We start from the raw sequence: 17,615 nt of genomic DNA, 5'->3' as shown, positions 1-17,615 counted from the left end.
CTATTCACAAGTTGACATATTCCTAAGAGAAATATAATATGTTTAAGCCCTTAGGGGTCTACTTAAGTACTTATACATCAATATCTTAACCCGTTTACTCAATGAGAAACTTCTTAAGGTTTCGTACTTGCCTCTGGTTGTCGGTAGGCTTGCCGCTGACCGAAGTACCGGTGTTTGCCCAGACACCGGCTACGAACCAGCAGAGCACCACCGCCACACAGGGGAATCAGCCGGCGACACCCACCCCCGCTGAACGAGCAATCATGGGGACAACCCCAACGCAGACGGCCCCGCAGAGTGTTACGCCCATTGCGGACCCATCGGCCGCACCCGCCAACACCAGTCAGCCTGCTACTCCCGCAACCCAGTCACCCGCTACCCCCGCACCCGGTACTACGTCGTCCAGCCAACCGGGTCCAGGCCAGGGGGCCAATCGGAGCGGTCGGGTGGTTGACCAGGGTACCGGAACAGGCCTGCCCGGTGTCAACGTTGCCGTTAAAGGAACCAGTCGTGGCGTATCGACCGATGCCGAAGGAAACTTCCGGCTGCAGGCTCCGGACAACGCTGTACTGGTTTTTTCATTTATCGGCTACAAACCACAGGAGGTAGCCGTGGGTGGTCAGACGACGCTGAACGTAGCGCTGGTGGAGGACGTATCAACGCTGAATGAGGTGGTCGTAACGGGCTACGCTACCCAGGAAAAGAAGGACATCACCAGTGCCGTCACCGTGATTGCCCCCAAAGAACTGCTGTCGGTTCCGGCGGCTAACCTGGGTCAGCAGCTTCAGGGCCGCGCAGCCGGTGTGCAGGTGTTGCAGGACAATTCGCCCGGTGGCGGGGCCAGCATCCGGATCCGGGGCTTCGGTACGCTGGGGAACAACAACCCGCTCTATGTCATCGACGGCGTACCGACCCGGGAGAACCTGAACAACCTGAATCAGAACGACATCGAGTCGATTCAGATTCTGAAAGATGCGACGTCGGCATCCATTTACGGATCGCGGGCGGGTAATGGTGTAGTGATTATTACTACCAAGAAGGGTAAGTCCGGCGAGCCCCGCCTGACATTTGACGCCTACTACGGTAGCCAACAACCGTACAAGTACTTAGACCTGCTCAGCACCCAGGAGTATGGCCAGTACCTGTGGCAGAGCAAGCGGAATGCCGGTGTGGTGAATCCAGCGACCGGTAACCCATCGCAGGCGCAGTACGGAAACGGCCCCGAACCGGTCATACCCGACTTCATCGTACCTGACGGAACATCGGCCAGCGACCCGCGCGTGGCCCGGAACCCCGACGGAACCTACCAGAACTACAGCATCGATCGGTTCAACGACCCCCGGTTCGGCAGCAGCGTGTTCCAGATTACGCCCGCCAACAGGGAAGGTACCGACTGGCTGCGCGAAATCATGACCGACGCGCCCATCCAGAACTATAACCTCGGCCTGACAGGCGGCACCGAAAAAGGTCGGTATGCCCTCTCGGTGGGTTATTTTAATCAGGAAGGCATCATTCGCTACAACGGATTCACGCGGTACTCGCTGCGGGCCAACACCGAATTCACGATCAAGAAACGGGTGCGGATCGGCGAAAACCTGCAATTGGTACTGGCGCAGCGCAAAGGTGGTTTTCGCAACGAAGGCACGGAAGGAAACGGCATCCTGATGGCCATTCGGATGCAGCCCATTGTGCCGGTGTACGATGTTGCCGGGAACTACGCCGGAACGCTCGGCAGTAACCTGGGTAATGCCAAAAACCCGGTAGCGCTGCTCGACCGGGCTCAGAACAACGGCTACCGCGACCTGCGCGCCCTGGGGAACGTGTATGCGGAGGCCGATATCCTCGACGGCTTCACGCTGCGGACCAGCTTCGGTCTGGACGGTACGCTGGCCTACGGTACCAACTACGGCATTCCGGAGCCGGAGGCATCGGAGCCCGTTCGGACCTACAGCGTCCGGAAAGATGCGCAGTACCGCTATTCGTGGACCTGGACCAATACGTTGTCGTACCGGAAAACCTTCGCCAACATGCACAACCTGAATGCATTCGTGGGCATAGAGGCCATTTCGGCTTTTGGGGAGTACCTCGAAGGATTCCGCGACCGGTACTACAGTGGCGCTCCTGAACTACAGTACCTGGACATCGGCGACCAGGCTACCCAAACCAACCGCAACTACGCGTTCAACGACTACCGGCTGTTCTCGTATTTCGGCCAGGCCAACTACTCCTACCGCGACAAATACCTGTTGCAGGCTACCCTGCGCCGGGATGCTTCGTCGCGGTTCCTGGCTGCCCAGCGGTACGCTACGTTCCCGGCCGTTTCGGGGGGCTGGCGCATCACGGGCGAGCCGTTCATGAAAAACGTGCCGGTGATCAGCGACCTGAAATTACGCGCTGGCTGGGGGCAGACCGGAAACCAGGAGATTGGCGACTATAACGCCTACACAACTTACGCGGCTGACTTCGACCGGGCGGGCTACAGCCTCAACGGCAACCCGAACGCCTACAACACAGGGTTTGCCATCCAGCGCTTTGGTAACCCGAATGCCCGCTGGGAAACGACCACATCCATCAACGTAGGACTGGATGCCGGGTTGTTCAGCAATGCTCTGGAAGTTAACCTCGACGTGTATGAACGAAAAACGACGGGTCTGCTCTACACCCGGCCGCGTCCGGCTACGGTCGGTCAGGGGGATCTGCCCGCCGAGAACGTAGCGGCCATTCGCAACCGGGGCGTTGACCTGCAGGTCAGCTACCGGGGCCGGGCTTTCGACGACAAGATTCGATACCAGGTATCGGGTAACTTCTCGACGTACCGGAACCGGGTGCTGGAGCTAAATCCGGCCAGTCCCAACGAGCCGCTGCTGGGGCTTAGCTCACGGCTGCCGGCCGTCAACCGGTCGGTGGTAGGTCAGCCGATTTCGCTGTTCTACGGCTACGTCATCGACGGTATTTTCCAGACGCCGGAAGAGGCCGCGGCTGCGCCCAGCTTCCCTGGCTACAACGATGCCGAGGTGGTGATTGACGGCCAGCGGGTACGGGGCGTTGGTAAGTTTCGGTACCGCGACCTGAACAACGACGGGCAGATCACGGCCGACGATCAGACGTTTATCGGCAACCCCCATCCGGATTTTAGCTACGGGCTGAACGTCAGCGTCGGCTACGGGAATTTCGACCTGACGCTGTTTGGGCAGGGCGTATCGGGGAACGACCTGTTCAACTACGTGCGCTACTGGACGGATTTCAATACGTTCCAGGGAAACCGGACCAAAGATGTGCTCTACAACTCATGGACGCCCCAGAATCCAACCGCGACACTGCCGATTCTGGACGAAAACGATGCCATCAGCAGCCGGGCTTCGACCTATTTCATTGAAAAGGGCTCGTACTTCCGGATGCGGAACATTCAGCTGACGTATTCGCTGCCGAAAGGATTTGGCACCCGCCTGGGTCTGAGCGGAGGCAGTATCTACCTGCAAACGACGAACCTCTTCACCGTGACCAAATACAGCGGTCTGGACCCCGAAATTACGCTGCGTAACTCGTCGGCTTCCAACGAAGACCGGCAGTTGGGCGTCGATGAAGGCCGGTATCCAACGCCCCGTCAATTTCTGGTCGGCTTAAACCTGAGTTTCTAACCTTCACTGCCAACACGTATGAACACAATAAAAAAATGGATAAGTGGTGGTCTGGCTACGGCCGGGCTGCTGATGCTGAATGCCTGCGGTGAAGATTTCCTGACCCGAACTCCGCAGGGAACCTTCAATCCAAACGCGGTGACCGATGCGCGGGGGATCGATGCCCTGCTGACGGGTGCGTATGGTATGCTCGATGGAATACCGTCTGTGGGCCCAAGCTGGCACGGAGCCGGGTCGAACTGGGTGTTCGGTGAAATTCCGTCCGACAATGCCTACAAAGGTACCGACGCCGGTGACCAGCCCGAGCAGACGGCGATTGAACGATACGTCTGGACAGTTACGAACGAACACGTACGGGGCAAATGGCGAACCTTGTACAACGGCGTTGCCCGAACGAACGACGTACTGGACAATCTTGCACTGGTGGAAGATCTGGATACGGCCCGTCGGCGCGTGATCAGTGCGGAAGCCCGGTTCCTGCGGGGGTTCTACCACTTCGAAGCCAAGAAGATGTGGAACAATATTCCGTTCATCGACGAGCAGGATTATAACAAAGAAGTGCCCGACAGCGCCAAAGTGCCTAACACCGAGGATGCCTGGCCACGGATTGAAGCCGATTTTATGTATGCCATGCAGAATCTGCCCGATGCCTTTCCCGGTGAACCCGGTCGCGCAACCCGCTGGGCAGCGATGGGTATGCTCGCCAAGAGCTATCTGTACCAGGGGTTCGACCCGTATACCGGTGCGCCTAACCCGCAGAAGCTACAGCAGGCGTTGACGCTGTTTAACCAGATTATTGCCAGTAACCGGTTTGCGCTCATGGATCGATACGGCGACAATTTTTCAGCGGCTCCGGCCAATCGCAATAACCGCGAATCCATCTTCGAAATCCAGTACTCCGTTACGTCCTCGGCGGGTGGGGGCGGTGGTTTGGGCGACGAACTGGCCTGGCCGTACAACACGGGGCCGGGTGGCTGCTGCGGGTTCTACCAGCCGTCGCAGAACCTGGTGAATGCCTACAAAACTGATGCCAGTGGCCTGCCGCTCATCAATACATTCAACGAAACTGATGTTACGAGCGACCAGGGACTGTCCTCGGATCAGCCCTTTACACCCTATGCCGGTACGCTGGATCCCCGACTGGATCATACCGTTGGCCGACGGGGCATTCCGTACAAGGACTGGGGAGTTCACCCGGGTCGGACCTGGGTTCGTGATCAGGCTTATGCCGGACCCTATTCGCCGAAGAAACACATTCCGGAACGCCAGTTTTTTGGTGTAAACCCCGGCAACAACCGCCTGCATTCCAATAACTACCGGTACATGCGGCTGTCGCAGGTGCTGTTGTGGGCGGCCGAATGTGAAGTAGAAGTCGGAAGCCTGACCCGCGCTCGTGACCTCGTGAACCAGATCCGTCGGCGGGCGGCCAACCCCGACGGCTTCGTTCGCGGAGCGGATGGGGCACCGGCTGCAAACTACGTTGTTCGGGAGTATCCGGCCGGTGCTCCGCAGTTTGCTACGAAGGAAGCCGCCCGGAATGCCGTGCGCTTTGAAGAACGACTCGAAACGTCGATGGAAGGTCATCGCTTCTTCGATCTGGTCCGGTGGGGCATTGCTGAGCCAACCCTGAACGCGTACCTGACCAAAGAGCGGACGCAGCGGACGTACCTCTCCGGGGCAACGTTCACTAAAAACCGGAACGAGTTTTACCCGATTCCATTCGAGGAGATCCTGAACAGCGCCATTAACGGCCAACCCACGCTGCGACAGAATCAGGGCTATCAATAAGTCAAAAGCGTACTGTTGTCAAAAAACAAACGGCCGATCACTGGATCGGCCGTTTGTTTTTTGAGATGAGTTGAGCAGAAAGAACGGGGGCGTGTGGGGCTGACGGCTACACCAGGCAAGGTTCGAACGCCCACTGGTAATAAGCGTGCAGCAGGTCGTTGAGATAGCATTCAGGATCTATCAGCTTGCCGAACGACTCCAGAATAGCAGCACATTCGGAAGCAACAATCCGGAATGGCTGCCCTTTGTCGATCAGTCGGTACTGAGCCGACCGGCCGGTGAAGCGTTCAATGCTTTGTACAATCTGCAGCGGGCTGATGCTAACCGGGTAAGCCACATTGATGGTCTGATTATGGAAAACAGGTTCCTCAATCAACTGCATGACAACCTGGTAGAGATCATCGACGTCGATCAGGTTGCGGGTTGCGCCCTGCCAGACATCGAAGGGCTCGCCACTCCGGCAGCGTGCCATAAAATAATTGAGCACCGTATTCGGATTACCCGTACCACCCACCACGTTCGACGCGGGGCAGATCAGGTAGCGTTCGGCCCGCTCAGCGATCAACGATTCAAGGGCGAGTTTGTGCGCTACGTAAGGGGAGCCCCGCTCGGTCGGGTCATGCACGCTACACGTACTGAAATAAATGAATAAGCGGCCCTCAGCCTGACGAAGCCAGTGCTCAACGAGCCTGCGCTCCCGAACAAATGGCTCACGCTGGGTTTCTTTCGAATTAGAAACACCTGAGGCAAACAAAATAACATCATCATTATGCGCCAGCGAACTGAAGCGCCGGGCAATCATCCCATTACCGATAACCATGAGGGACGGGCTGGTGGTTAATACATGTACTCAGTAAAGAGAGCAAACGTGGGGCCAATACACTCGTATCGTGTGCCATAGCTCGCTCATAAAAAACTTTTCCTAGCGTCCGGCGCTCAATCGGGTCGTTAATCAGGCGATTGAGCACATTGGCCATGGCCGATACATCCGCGTAGGGAATCAGGCAGCCCGTGTCGTGCCCAACGTAGTCGGCGCTTCCCCCTGATCCCTGAAAAGTCAGCACCGGATTGTAGTTCAGCCCCGCTTCGAGCATCACCAGGGGGTATGGGTCCTCGCGGGAGGTAAGAGTAAACAGATCAAAACAGGCGACGTAGTCCAGGTAATCCCCCCCCGGTTCGATCAGGTGAACGCGGTCGGTCAGGCTCATCCGTGCCAGATCATACATCAGATGCTGGTATTCTTCGCTCGCCTTCGGAACACCTACCCAGATGAAATGCACCTCGGGGCTTGTCAGGTCATTATTTTGCTTGAGCACCTGCTGCGCCACCAGTGCGAACAGATCCACGCCTTTACGCCACTCGGCGTTGCCGCAGCCTCCTACCACAACCGCATCGGCCGCAATACCCAGCCGCTTCCGAACCGCAGACCGCTCTACCTTACTCAGGGCACTGATCAGGGTTTCAGCCCGCAGGATTGAATTGAGAACGGTCGTTTTCAGGCGATCCACGCCGTGGTTGTCAATGAGATTATCCTGAACCGCGCCTGAGCCGCACAGGAAGTGACGGCAAGTGTTGAGCTGAAACTGAAGATCAGCCGGTTGGGTGTAAATACTGATGGATGTTTCCAGCTCGTGGACGTACGACACAAACGGGATGCCCAGCGGCTGAAGCGTACGCAGTAGGGAGCCGTTTGCAATGGTGTTCGAGAAAATCAGGTCAAACTGCTGCGCCCGGAGTGTGTCGAGCAGGCCGGCGGGAAGCACCGTTACGGACGAAGCCGGCTTTGACCGGTTACCCGTTTGTAGCCGACGTAAAATCCGGGAACCTAAGGATGGATTTTGCGGATGAACAAACCCGTCGTATACGGTTGTCACGCGTTCATACTCGGAGCGAAGGGGGCCGTCGCCGGCTAGTAACAGGGCCGTTTGAACGCCGGTCTGCTTTAAGTACGTGAGCAAATGCAGAAGCAGGTATTGCGCTCCCGCCCGGTTTGCATCGTGACCAATAAAAAGTACTTTATAGCTGAACAAACCTGGTGTAAATTAAAACGTTTACTGATTTGACTGATTAACTTCCGGGTGCGTGGGAGGCATCGCCGATGCTGGATGGCTCGTCAATGATTGACGCTACACGTCCAAACTAGCTTTCAATACCTGTGCTGATTCCGTGTGGATGCTTCCGTTGACGTCAACGGAAGCTGCTGCGAATATGATGATTTTTTTAATTACTGAAAAGGTTGTTCAGCTAAAAAAAGGCGCTTCTACGATAGGTTTACTGTATTACTCAAAACAGTACGGCCATCTTGTTTGATACCACGCTGCGCCTGTCAGAAACGGAAAAAACGGCTCTCTGCGTTGTGCGAGCCGTATTTATGAAGAATTGATGCTAGTGGCTTGACTAAGTATAAATACTGGCGTAATTGATTTACAGTCAACAACTTATATAACAAACAAATTGCATTATTAAAAGACTGATTAAGCCCTGATTTTATAACAAACCTTTCCTGTTTGACCGTATGGCTGTGGCTACTAACCAGCATGATGTTGCTAAGCTCCCTAACTAAACCTTAAGGAACTACGCGCAACGTCCCAGCGCTGGGAACGGACAGGCAAGGTACTGAATAGTAAAGAACTGCGCCGTCATCTGTTTTGTGACCTGATACGCTGGAATCAGGTGCTAAACGCCTACGCGACGAAAGAAGGTGAAAAGCGGACGTACCTGCGCGGAGCCCGGTTCGTAAAGGAGAGAAACGAGTACTATCCGATTCCGCAGGAGGCTATTGACAATGCCTACCTGTCGGGCAAACCAACGCTGGTTCAGAATCCGGCGTATAAAGAGGAGAAAAAGGAGGAAGGAGGGAAGGGAGGAAAGGGGGAAGGGAGTACTTTCCACGGCTGGCTACTTAACCCTTTCTTCTTTCCCTCCTTTTTTCTTTTCCAAACAACCGGCCAGTATTTCCAGTTAATATGTCAAAAAACCACTCAACGGTATGGCAACTACATCACCATTTGATCCGGATAAAGTAGACCCTGAATTCTATTCGAACAATCCGAACCAGCACGGCGACTCTGATTTCGGCCGTGAATCGGAGGGGGTGGGTAATGCTCAGTATAACAGCGTAACAACCAACGACCGTGGCGAAACGTCAGAAGACATGGCCGTTCGCCGGGAGCAGAACGTTAATGTCGGAGATCCCGACCTGCCCGAAGGTGAAAACTACGGCGTGACAATGGAATGGGACGTTAATCCGGAATCCATCACTACACAGCCGAAAGGCCACATGATGAGTGATGAGGCTTCGCGGAAGCTGAACGAAGTCGCTGAAAACCCATCGGACGATGCCTTGTTCCACCGGGGCGACGCTACGTACCTCGAACAGAACGACGATCCGAATCAGGGATATGACCCGCACAACGTGGGGTATAGCAACAACGAAAAGAAGAAAGATAACGATAGAAAGTAAGCAGTTTGAGCGCGGCTTATTTCTTTCTACAGCCAGGCCGGGATGTCACATTCCCGCGTCTGGCTGTTTTTTTTGAGTAAGGTATACCGCCCGGCCGCCTTTATACGGTAGTTCTTTCGTAAACTTGCCGCGTCACATTACTGCGGACTGGCGGTCCGCCCTTTCGTTTTGCTCATCGAAACCCGTGCCTATGCCCGGGCGGGATTGCTCGGCAATCCGTCCGACGGCTTTTTTGGTAAAACCATTGCCATCTCCGTTCGTAATTTCGGCGCATCCGTTACGCTGTATCCGTCACCGGAACTGCACATCGAAGCGCAGCTGCAGGACAGCAACATTTTCCGGAGCATTTTTCACCTGCGCGATGCCGTCGGTACCCTGGGTTACCACGGCGGAGTCCCGTTGATCAAAGCCGCCATCAAGAAATTTGCGGAATACTGCGAGCAGCAGCAGATCCGGCTGCCGAATCAGAATTTTTCGATTCGCTACAAAACGTCCATTCCCCGGCAGGTGGGCCTCTCGGGGTCCAGCGCCATCATCGTCGCTACGTTCCGGGCGCTGATGCAATTCTACAACGTAGAGATTCCGCAGCCAGTGCTGCCTAATCTGGTCCTCGCCACCGAAACCGATGAGCTGGGCATTGCGGCCGGTCTGCAGGATCGCGTGATTCAATGCTATGAAGGCTGCGTGTACATGGATTTCGACCAGGCCACGATGGAGCGCCAGGGATACGGCCAGTACCAACCGCTGGACCCGCGATTGCTCCCGAAGCTGTATATCGCGTATAATACGGAGCTGGGAAAGCAGTCGGGGCGGGTGCACAACGATGTCCGGGCTCGCTGGCAAAAAGGCGAGGAGAAGGTCGTACAGACTATGCGTAACATTGCCAACGTAGCCCACGAGGGACGTGAAGCCCTGCTCAGGCACGATACCGATTCGCTGCACGGCCTCATCAACCGGAATTTTGATCTGCGCCGTGAAATTTACGCCATTAGTGAGCGGAATCTGAGCCTGATCGAAACGGCCCGCGGCTGTGGTGCATCGGCTTCGTTTACCGGATCGGGCGGGTCGATTATCGGCGTGTACCATAACGATGCGATGCTGAACCGGCTGTTCGTTGAACTGAAGAAAATTAACGCCCGCGTCATAAAACCGTATGTTGTTTAAAAAAGGGAGGAAAGGAGGAAGGGGAGAACGGAGAAAAGAGTATTGTATACCTACTCCCTCTTATCCCCTTCCTCCTTTCCTCCTTTCCTCCTTCAACTATGATCACAAAAGCTGTTATACCCGCTGCGGGGCTTGGTACCCGGTTTCTGCCCGCTACCAAGGCTCAGCCCAAAGAAATGCTGCCTATCATCGACCGCCCGACGATCCAGTACGTTGTGCAGGAGGCCGTCGATTCCGGGATTGAAGATATTCTGATTATTACCGGTAAGGGCAAGCGGGCCATCGAAGACCACTTTGACCGGAATTTTGAACTGGAAACCCGGCTGGAAGAAAAGGAAGATCAGCTTCTGCTCGACGAAATGCGCCGGCTGTCGGACATGGCCAATCTGCACTACGTCCGGCAACGTGAACTGAACGGTCTCGGCGATGCCATTCGTTACGCCCGTCACCACGTTGGGAATGAGCCGTTTGCGGTGCTGCTCGGTGATACCATCATGGATTCGGTAATTCCCGTGACCCAGCAACTGATCGATACGTATGAACAGTATGGCTGCTCGGTGATCGGCGTAGAAGAAGTGCCGCACGACAAGGTGAATCGCTACGGAATTGTGGGCGGCCGGTCGCTCAGTGACCGGATTCTGGAACTGGATACACTCGTTGAAAAACCCGCCATCAGCGAAGCCCCGTCGAACCTGGCCATTGCGGGCCGGTACGTACTGACGCCGGAAATTTTCACGATGCTGGAACAGACGGGCGTGGGGAAAAACGGCGAAATTCAGTTGACCGACGCCATGCGGTTGCTGCTCAAGCGCGAAAACCTGTATGCACACCGTATCGAAGGCAAACGCCACGACATCGGCAACAAACTCGACTTTCTGAAAACGACCGTGGAATTTGCCCTGAAGCGCCCGGAGTTTGCCGAAAAATTTAAGGCCTTTCTTAAAGAGACCGTGGATTCCTTTTAATACCTGACTTCCCAATTTGCCGTGCTAGAGTGTCGCCCGGCAAATCCCGTTCTCCGTCAATAAAACAAAACCCGGCTAAGTAACCTAGCTGGGTTTTGTTTTAATAATGACATGATAATCAGATTAATATGTTTTGTTGTGCCAGTTGAGAAAAGCACGTAAAAAGTAAGATTAAAACGACTTTCTATAAACAGGGTAGATTTTATAGGGTTAAACAATCAGTACCAAACATGTACTGGTTATGGCAGAGATTGATATTCAAAAGAAAAGCTCCCCGCCAATTTGGCCGTGGATTCTGGTCTTGCTGGCCTTGATAGGCGTTCTGGCGTACATCTTCTGGTTCCGTAATGGCGAAACTCAACCTGCCGTTACACCCGTAACCGACACGACCGCGACGACTACCGCTACGAATGCAGGTACGTTATCGGAGCCGGTCGATACCTACGTCAGTTGGGTGAGCGACATGGATAACAAGGAAATGGGCCTTGATCATGAGTTTACGCACAATGGTCTGACTAACCTCGCCGACGCGCTTGCGGCCGTTGCCGACCAGGTAGAGGGCGTAAACCGGTCTCAGTTCGAAAGCAAACTTAACGTCATGAAAACAAGAGCCGATGAGATTACCCGCAACTGGAAGAGCGGTAAGCACGGCGATATGATCAAGGACGCCTTTCGGGCCAGCGCCGACGTAATGGGTGACCTGCAACAGGCTTCGTTTCCGGACCTGCAGCAGGACGTAGCCACAGTAACGCAGCAGATCAACGATATGGATACAAGTACGCTTACGCTCGATCAGCGCAAGCAGGTAAAAGACGTTTTCCGGGCGGCTGCGGACGTAGTGCGCAAAATGGACATGCAGGTAGACTAACTGTAAACTCGTACCGATATGGCACATTCAGAAGAAGTAAAAAAGGTTCAGGATGACTATAATTCAGGTAATCGCCATTTATACAGTCTGAATGAACTCGACGACTATGAGGTAGCCGACGATAACCCGGACATTCGGGGTTGGCCGGTTAAAACACACGACGGTTCGGTGATTGGCAAGGTAAACGATCTCATTGTGGATACAACAGCCATGAAAGTTCGATACATCGATCTGGAAATAGATCAAAACGTACGGTCAGACGACGACAATGACCATGCGCTGGTGCCAATTGGAGTAGCCCGGCTCGACGACAACGATGATGATGTGTATCTGGATCAGATTGCTTCCATTGACAGTTTACGTGCTTACCCTACAGGGCGCCGTGGGCTGATCAACCGCGATTACGAACAAAAAATAGTTCGATACTATTGGCGATCTGATCCGAACCGAAACGCCCGTTCGGAGCTGGTGCGCACCGAAGAGCCGGCAATTGGCAGCGACAGCTCATTCTACGACCAGCGCTATTTTGACGATCAGCGGCTGTATGCTAACCGCCGACGTTCCTGACACCGGTTCAGGTTGTGATGCATCAAAAACGGTTGTCGCCGTAACGAATCGCAAACGCTCGTTACGGCGACAACCGTTTTTAGTGTAAGTAAATACATGTTTCGCGGTGCTTTATCTGATATTCGTTTCAAAGTTTGATAGGTTTTACCAAATTGCTTTCTAAAAAGGCTTAGGCCATAAAACTGTTATTTTTTGCACTAACTATGAATTACTTTCTGATCTTCAAGAGTGGCCTTCTTACGGCTGCGCTGACGTTAACGCTCAATGCCACTGCTACAGATACACCCGATGCGCCTAAGCGTACGAAGAAAGGCAAATGGGAAAAAATCTTCGACGGCAAAACGCTGGCGGGCTGGCACAACTACCTCAAAAGCGGTCAGCCGGTTTCCGATAAGTGGCAGGTTGAAGACGGTGCTATTCACCTGAATGGCCGTGGTGCGGGCGATATCGTAACCGATAAGGAGTACGGTAATTTCGAACTCGAACTCGAATGGAAGATTGCCGAGAAAGGCAACAGCGGAATCATGTATCACGTCGTTGAAGATCCGAAGTATAAAACCACGTACATGAGCGGGCCTGAAGTGCAGGTGCTGGATAACGAGCGCCATCCCGATGCCAAGCAGGGACGTAACGGCAACCGTACGGCCGGGTCGCTCTACGATATGCTGCCGCCTTCCGATCCCTCGGCCTACAAACCCGCCGGTGAGTGGAACAAGATTCGGATTGTGGTGAACAACGGCAAAGCCGAACACTTCCTGAACGGTAAGAAAATTGTCGAGTACCCAACCACTGGCCCTGAGTGGGACAAGATGGTTGCCGAAAGCAAGTTTAAGGCCTGGGAAGGCTTTGGTAAGGCGCAGAGCGGCAAAATTGCGCTGCAGGATCACGGCGATCAGGTATGGTACCGTAACATTCGTATTCGAGAACTTTAATTAATCAGCGAACGGGTGAATGAGTAAGGCGAATACACGCGCTTGTTCATTCACTCGTTCACTCATTCACGCTTTCACTCATTATGATCCGCCGAACGGCCCTTAAAACCCTGACTGGTTCCGCAGCGTTATCGCTGGTGGGTACCGAAACCTTTGCCCAGTTCATGAAAGAGTCAGAACCTGCCGCACCGGGTGCCGGTGTGGCGCCAACCCTCCTCAAAGGCCGCATCAACCATTCGGTGTGCCGGTGGTGCTACAGCAAGATTCCCCTCGAAGACCTGGCCAAAGCCGCCAAAGAAATCGGCATCAAGTCAATCGAACTGACGGGACCTGACGAATGGCCGATCCTGAAGAAATACGGCCTGACCTCAGCTCTGCCGCAGGGAGCGGGCAAGGGCATTGAAAACGGGTTCAATGATCCTAAGTTCCACGACGAACTGGTTGCCAGCTACGAAGCGATCTTCCCGAAACTGAAAGACGCCGGGCTGAATACCATCATCTGCTTTTCGGGCAACCGCCGGGGCATGAGCGACGCCGACGGTATCGCCAACTGCGCCAAGGGTCTCAAGCGGCTGATGCCGAGCGCCGAGAAGTATGGCATTACCATGATTATGGAACTGCTGAACAGCAAGGTGAACCACAAGGATTACATGTGCGACCACACCGCCTGGGGGGTTGAGCTATGCAAGGCCGTTGGGTCCGACAATTTCAAGCTGCTGTACGATATTTATCACATGCAGATCATGGAAGGCGATATTATCCGGACCATCCGCGATAACATCAAATACATCGGCCATTTCCACACAGGTGGCAATCCCGGACGTAATGAAATCGACGAAACGCAGGAAATCTATTACCCGGCTGTGATGAAAGCTATCGTCGACACGGGCTTCAAAGGCTACGTAGCGCAGGAGTTTATCCCCAAACGCGATCCACTGACAAGCCTGAAAGAGGCCGTCATCCTGTGTGACGTATAGACCTACCGGGCATTTGGCCGGGACAAAGACGGACCGCCATCGGTAAACAAACCGATTAAAAAAACGCCGTTGCGCAGCGGGTCATCCGTTGGCAACGGCGTTTTTGTTTTACCGATACTGAGGTGACTTCAGTCCGTCTGTTTCAGAAGCTGCTTCGTTTTTCTATCAGGCTCTAAGCACATTCTAAGCAAATTTTTAAGCTGGACTAAGCCGCCGTACCCAATTTTGCCTGTATACATTTCATCACGTTTATAGTGCCCAATGACAGACGAAAAATCACTTCATCAGTCTATACCGTTGCCTCCACCGACCAAAAACCGGCTGGAGTTGCCGACCATACCTCAGGAGAACCCAACCAACAAAGAGCCACCGCGCCGGCCAGACTGGCTGGTGCTGCTCATTATCGGGTTATTGCTCCTGACGTTGCTGATTGTCTGGCTTACGGATATGCCGTTCGTGTATTTCAAGGCTGAGCGGGCTGCAACCGCACGGGAGCTCGTGTGTTTAGCTGAGCAAGTTATTCAACCACGAGTTTGATTTTTTTGCTTTTGGTCCGGCTTTGCAGCCACCGCTCGATGCGCCGGCGTTCGGCTACGGTGTGTCGGCGCGAAAAGCGGGCGTATACCAGCGTGACCGTATCGGGGCGGTTGGTGTTGCGGTCCATAACCAGCGTCTGAGCAGCCGTAAAGTTCAGAACATCGGGCATGAGCGTTTTCAGCTCGTTCCGCAGATCAGCCACCGGAAGCCCGGCCGTCTGCGCCTGTTGCAACTGCTGGCGCAGGGAGTCGATGGTGCGGTCTTTACGGGCGATGGACGACTGGCTGTACTTGATGACCTGGTCGGTAACGGTACTGGTGATGGCTGTAACGTCTACATCCTCATTTTTAAAGCTTCCCTGTTTTACTACCAGCCGGGCATTTCCCAGGCCGTAGGCGGGCATCCGGGCGCGGAGTACATTCAGCGAATCGGCCGGTAACGGTTCGCCAACCATGGTCAGTTCAAGCGTACTCTGCCGGCGATTGAAACGAGCTGCGTAATTAATGACCTGCCGGTACTGGAAATTACATTCGTTGGTGACGAACCGCAGGGCCGCCTGTTCGAATATGGTCTTGCGTACAATCTGATAGCCGAGGTAGGTGCTGGGCACGAGCACGATCAGGACCGATAGCCAGATGGTATGACGTACCCGGCGTTCGACGGATTCGCTGGGGTACTCTTTCTGTTGATACCCAAGGAACCGTACGATCAGGAACGTAGCCAGACTGATGCATATGGTGTTGATCATAAACAGGTAAAAGGCACCGGCGAAGTAATAGGGGTTCAGGGTGGCGAGTCCGTAGCCGGCTGTGCAGAGGGGCGGCATGAGGGCCGTAGCAATGGCCACTCCCGGAATAACGTTGGTGACTTTTTCCCGGCGCGAACCGGCCACAATGCCCGCCAGACCGCCGAAAAAGGCAATGAACGCATCCCAGACTGTCGGCGAGGTACGGGCTAGAAGTTCCGATTGGGCAATGTGTAGCGGACTGATCAGAAAATAGACCGTGGAGGTGAGCAGACTGATTCCGACCGCAATACCCAGGTTTTTCAGACCCCGCAGAATCATGGTCAGGTCGTTGATACCAACGCCCAGACCAATTCCCATGATAGGCCCCATCAGGGGAGAAATCAGCATGGCACCGATGATTACCGCCGTGGAGTTAACATTCAGACCGATAGAGGCAATAAAAATGGCGAAGATGAGGGTCCAGAGATTAACGCCCCGGAACTCAATGCCCCGACTGATGGAGCGGATAATCCCGGCCTCATCGTCTTTGTCTTCTTCCAGACTGAAGCGGTCGCGTAAAAAGTGCCCAATCCGGGTCAATACGTCGGACCGTTTGGGAGAGGTATTGGGCTTATCAATGATCATTCACCTATTGGCTGTGGCAATACAAAATTTAGTTATATACTTAAACGAAATATAGCTTATTTATTGGCTAATCTTTCCGATCTATGGATTTATTTGACCTGTTTTCTCTCCTCATTGTTGCCACAGCCCTGTTTTCGTATCTGAACACCCGTCTGCTCAAACTACCGGGGGCCATCGGCGTAATGGTGCTTTCGCTGGGCGTTTCGCTGCTGCTCAACAGTCTTAATTCCATACGGCCCGAGTGGCTCCAGCTGGTCCGGGAAACGGTAGCTCAGATCGACTTCGACAAGGTTGTGTTCGATATCATGCTCAGCTTCCTGTTGTTCGCCGGTGCGTTTCATACAGACGCGGCTCAGTTAAGGGTCGAGCGCCGGTCGGTTATCCTGTTTGCGTTTGTGGGGGTTATGCTGAGTACCTTTCTGATCGGTTCGGGCCTGTATCTGCTGGCCAACTGGCTCGTTCTGAATATGTCATACCCGGTCTGCCTGCTGTTTGGAGCCCTGATTTCGCCGACCGATCCGATTGCCGTGCTGGGGATTCTGGGTAAGTTCAAACTGCCCGAGAGCGTTAAAATCAACATTGTCGGCGAGTCGCTGTTCAACGACGGTGTCGGGGTGGTTGTGTTCGCAACGATCTACCAGGTGGTGCTGAATGGAACCGATAGTATTAGTGGAGGAGAGGTTGCCTGGCTGTTTGTGAAGGAAGCCGGGGGAGGAATCGTGCTGGGCCTGGCCATCGGCTACGGGCTGTTTCTGGTTCTGCGCTCTATCGATCATTACCAGACCGAGATTATCGTCACCGTAGCCGCGGTGATGGGCGGCTACCTCCTGGCCCGGTACATGCACGTATCAGGACCATTGGCCATGGTGGTGGCTGGTCTGCTGATGGGACACAATGCCCAGCCGAATGTAATGAGTGAGCTGACCGAGGAGTACGTTGACCGGTTCTGGGAAACAATCGACGTCATTCTGAACGCGCTGCTGTTTGTGTTGATCGGCTTTGAACTGCTCCTGATCGACTTCGAGGTGTCACAATGGACGATCTACGTACTGGTGGTGCTGCTGGTGCTCATGTCCCGTTACATAGCGATTCTGCTGCCTTTTTCACTGGCACGGCGCTGGCTCGATCTGGACGACAAAGCGCCGTTGCTGCTGACCTGGGGTGGTCTGCGCGGGGGCCTGTCCATTGCCATGGCGCTTTCCATCGATTCATCAGTGCCGGAGAAAGACTTTATCGTGACGATTACGTACGCCGTGGTGCTGTTCTCGGTCATTGGGCAGGGACTAACCATGGAACGGCTCATCCGACGGCTGTATCCCGGCCAGTAGTGCCCTCGCATTGACC

Annotated in this window: 15 protein-coding genes; 12 read left to right on the top strand and 3 right to left on the bottom strand. The window is 54.4% G+C overall.

Going from position 1 to position 17,615, the window contains the following annotated elements:
• Positions 1-101: 101 nt before the first annotated feature.
• Positions 102-3,638, top strand: a complete 3,537-nt coding sequence (locus tag DYU11_RS02610) for a SusC/RagA family TonB-linked outer membrane protein (RefSeq protein WP_229365673.1) — start codon at positions 102-104, stop codon at positions 3,636-3,638.
• Between the two features lie 18 nt (positions 3,639-3,656).
• A complete protein-coding gene (locus tag DYU11_RS02605; protein ID WP_119666075.1) occupies positions 3,657-5,426 on the top strand; it encodes a RagB/SusD family nutrient uptake outer membrane protein in 1,770 nt (589 codons plus the stop codon).
• Positions 5,427-5,532: 106 nt separating this feature from the next.
• Here the strand turns inward: DYU11_RS02605 and DYU11_RS02600 are convergent, their stop codons facing one another.
• Together DYU11_RS02600 and DYU11_RS02595 are read right to left on the bottom strand one after the other, a co-directional pair.
• Positions 5,533-6,246 carry an NAD-dependent epimerase/dehydratase family protein gene (locus DYU11_RS02600; RefSeq protein WP_119666074.1) on the bottom strand — a complete coding sequence of 238 codons (714 nt, stop codon included), beginning with the start codon at positions 6,244-6,246 and terminating at the stop codon, positions 5,533-5,535.
• Positions 6,233-7,456, bottom strand: a complete 1,224-nt coding sequence (locus DYU11_RS02595; protein WP_119666073.1) for a glycosyltransferase family 4 protein — start codon at positions 7,454-7,456, stop codon at positions 6,233-6,235. Before DYU11_RS02595 ends, DYU11_RS02600 begins: the two co-directional genes overlap by 14 nt.
• Positions 7,457-8,099: 643 nt before the next feature.
• Between DYU11_RS02595 and DYU11_RS33435 the strand changes: the two genes are divergently transcribed.
• From DYU11_RS33435 to DYU11_RS32925, 9 genes are all read left to right on the top strand, one after another.
• Positions 8,100-8,438, top strand: a complete 339-nt coding sequence (locus DYU11_RS33435; protein ID WP_199736653.1) for a hypothetical protein — start codon at positions 8,100-8,102, stop codon at positions 8,436-8,438.
• A complete protein-coding gene (locus DYU11_RS02585) occupies positions 8,416-8,889 on the top strand; it encodes a hypothetical protein (RefSeq protein WP_119666071.1) in 474 nt (157 codons plus the stop codon). The genes DYU11_RS33435 and DYU11_RS02585 overlap by 23 nt, the downstream gene beginning before the upstream one ends.
• Positions 8,890-9,057: 168 nt before the next feature.
• Complete coding sequence (locus DYU11_RS02580; protein WP_119666070.1) at positions 9,058-10,053, top strand: mevalonate kinase family protein; 996 nt, start codon at positions 9,058-9,060, stop codon at positions 10,051-10,053.
• 98 nt (positions 10,054-10,151) lie between these two features.
• Positions 10,152-11,018: a UTP--glucose-1-phosphate uridylyltransferase GalU gene (galU, locus tag DYU11_RS02575; protein WP_119666069.1), complete on the top strand. Its 867-nt coding sequence runs from the start codon at positions 10,152-10,154 to the stop codon at positions 11,016-11,018.
• A 241-nt stretch (positions 11,019-11,259) separates the two neighbouring features.
• Entirely contained in the window at positions 11,260-11,886 is a 627-nt protein-coding gene (locus DYU11_RS02570; RefSeq protein WP_119666068.1) for a hypothetical protein, read from the top strand.
• 18 nt (positions 11,887-11,904) lie between these two features.
• Positions 11,905-12,453 (top strand): PRC-barrel domain-containing protein, encoded by a 549-nt coding sequence (locus tag DYU11_RS02565; RefSeq protein ID WP_119666067.1) that lies wholly within the window; start codon positions 11,905-11,907, stop codon positions 12,451-12,453.
• 203 nt (positions 12,454-12,656) lie between these two features.
• Complete coding sequence (locus DYU11_RS02560; RefSeq protein ID WP_119666066.1) at positions 12,657-13,385, top strand: 3-keto-disaccharide hydrolase; 729 nt, start codon at positions 12,657-12,659, stop codon at positions 13,383-13,385.
• Positions 13,386-13,468: 83 nt separating this feature from the next.
• Entirely contained in the window at positions 13,469-14,362 is an 894-nt protein-coding gene (locus DYU11_RS02555; RefSeq protein ID WP_199736652.1) for a hydroxypyruvate isomerase family protein, read from the top strand.
• A 261-nt stretch (positions 14,363-14,623) separates the two neighbouring features.
• Positions 14,624-14,899 carry a hypothetical protein gene (locus tag DYU11_RS32925; protein ID WP_147367871.1) on the top strand — a complete coding sequence of 92 codons (276 nt, stop codon included), beginning with the start codon at positions 14,624-14,626 and terminating at the stop codon, positions 14,897-14,899.
• Here the strand turns inward: DYU11_RS32925 and DYU11_RS02550 are convergent.
• Positions 14,880-16,271 carry a DUF389 domain-containing protein gene (locus tag DYU11_RS02550; protein ID WP_119666064.1) on the bottom strand — a complete coding sequence of 464 codons (1,392 nt, stop codon included), beginning with the start codon at positions 16,269-16,271 and terminating at the stop codon, positions 14,880-14,882. The two genes, DYU11_RS32925 and DYU11_RS02550, sit on opposite strands and share 20 nt — an antisense overlap.
• An 83-nt stretch (positions 16,272-16,354) precedes the next feature.
• Between DYU11_RS02550 and DYU11_RS02545 the strand changes: the two genes are divergently transcribed.
• On the top strand, positions 16,355-17,599 hold the full coding sequence (locus DYU11_RS02545; RefSeq protein WP_119666063.1) for a cation:proton antiporter: 1,245 nt from the start codon (positions 16,355-16,357) through the stop codon (positions 17,597-17,599).
• Positions 17,600-17,615: the final 16 nt, after the last annotated feature.

The sequence above is a fragment of the Fibrisoma montanum genome, from assembly GCF_003583365.1.
GTDB classification, from domain to species: Bacteria; Bacteroidota; Bacteroidia; order Cytophagales; family Spirosomataceae; genus Fibrisoma; species Fibrisoma montanum.
Note: the sequence above shows the minus strand (reverse complement) of the source record. Positions and strands in the feature narration are given on the sequence as shown.

Coding starts and splice junctions, on each gene's coding strand:
- DYU11_RS02600 (WP_119666074.1), bottom strand. CDS start 6,246: ATGGTTATCGGTAATGGGATGATTGCCCGGCGCTTCAGTTCGCTGGCG.
- DYU11_RS02565 (WP_119666067.1), top strand. CDS start 11,905: ATGGCACATTCAGAAGAAGTAAAAAAGGTTCAGGATGACTATAATTCA.
- DYU11_RS02560 (WP_119666066.1), top strand. CDS start 12,657: ATGAATTACTTTCTGATCTTCAAGAGTGGCCTTCTTACGGCTGCGCTG.
- DYU11_RS02555 (WP_199736652.1), top strand. CDS start 13,469: ATGATCCGCCGAACGGCCCTTAAAACCCTGACTGGTTCCGCAGCGTTA.
- DYU11_RS02610 (WP_229365673.1), top strand. CDS start 102: ATGAGAAACTTCTTAAGGTTTCGTACTTGCCTCTGGTTGTCGGTAGGC.
- DYU11_RS02605 (WP_119666075.1), top strand. CDS start 3,657: ATGAACACAATAAAAAAATGGATAAGTGGTGGTCTGGCTACGGCCGGG.
- DYU11_RS02545 (WP_119666063.1), top strand. CDS start 16,355: ATGGATTTATTTGACCTGTTTTCTCTCCTCATTGTTGCCACAGCCCTG.
- DYU11_RS02585 (WP_119666071.1), top strand. CDS start 8,416: ATGGCAACTACATCACCATTTGATCCGGATAAAGTAGACCCTGAATTC.
- DYU11_RS02570 (WP_119666068.1), top strand. CDS start 11,260: ATGGCAGAGATTGATATTCAAAAGAAAAGCTCCCCGCCAATTTGGCCG.
- galU (WP_119666069.1), top strand. CDS start 10,152: ATGATCACAAAAGCTGTTATACCCGCTGCGGGGCTTGGTACCCGGTTT.
- DYU11_RS02550 (WP_119666064.1), bottom strand. CDS start 16,271: ATGATCATTGATAAGCCCAATACCTCTCCCAAACGGTCCGACGTATTG.
- DYU11_RS32925 (WP_147367871.1), top strand. CDS start 14,624: ATGACAGACGAAAAATCACTTCATCAGTCTATACCGTTGCCTCCACCG.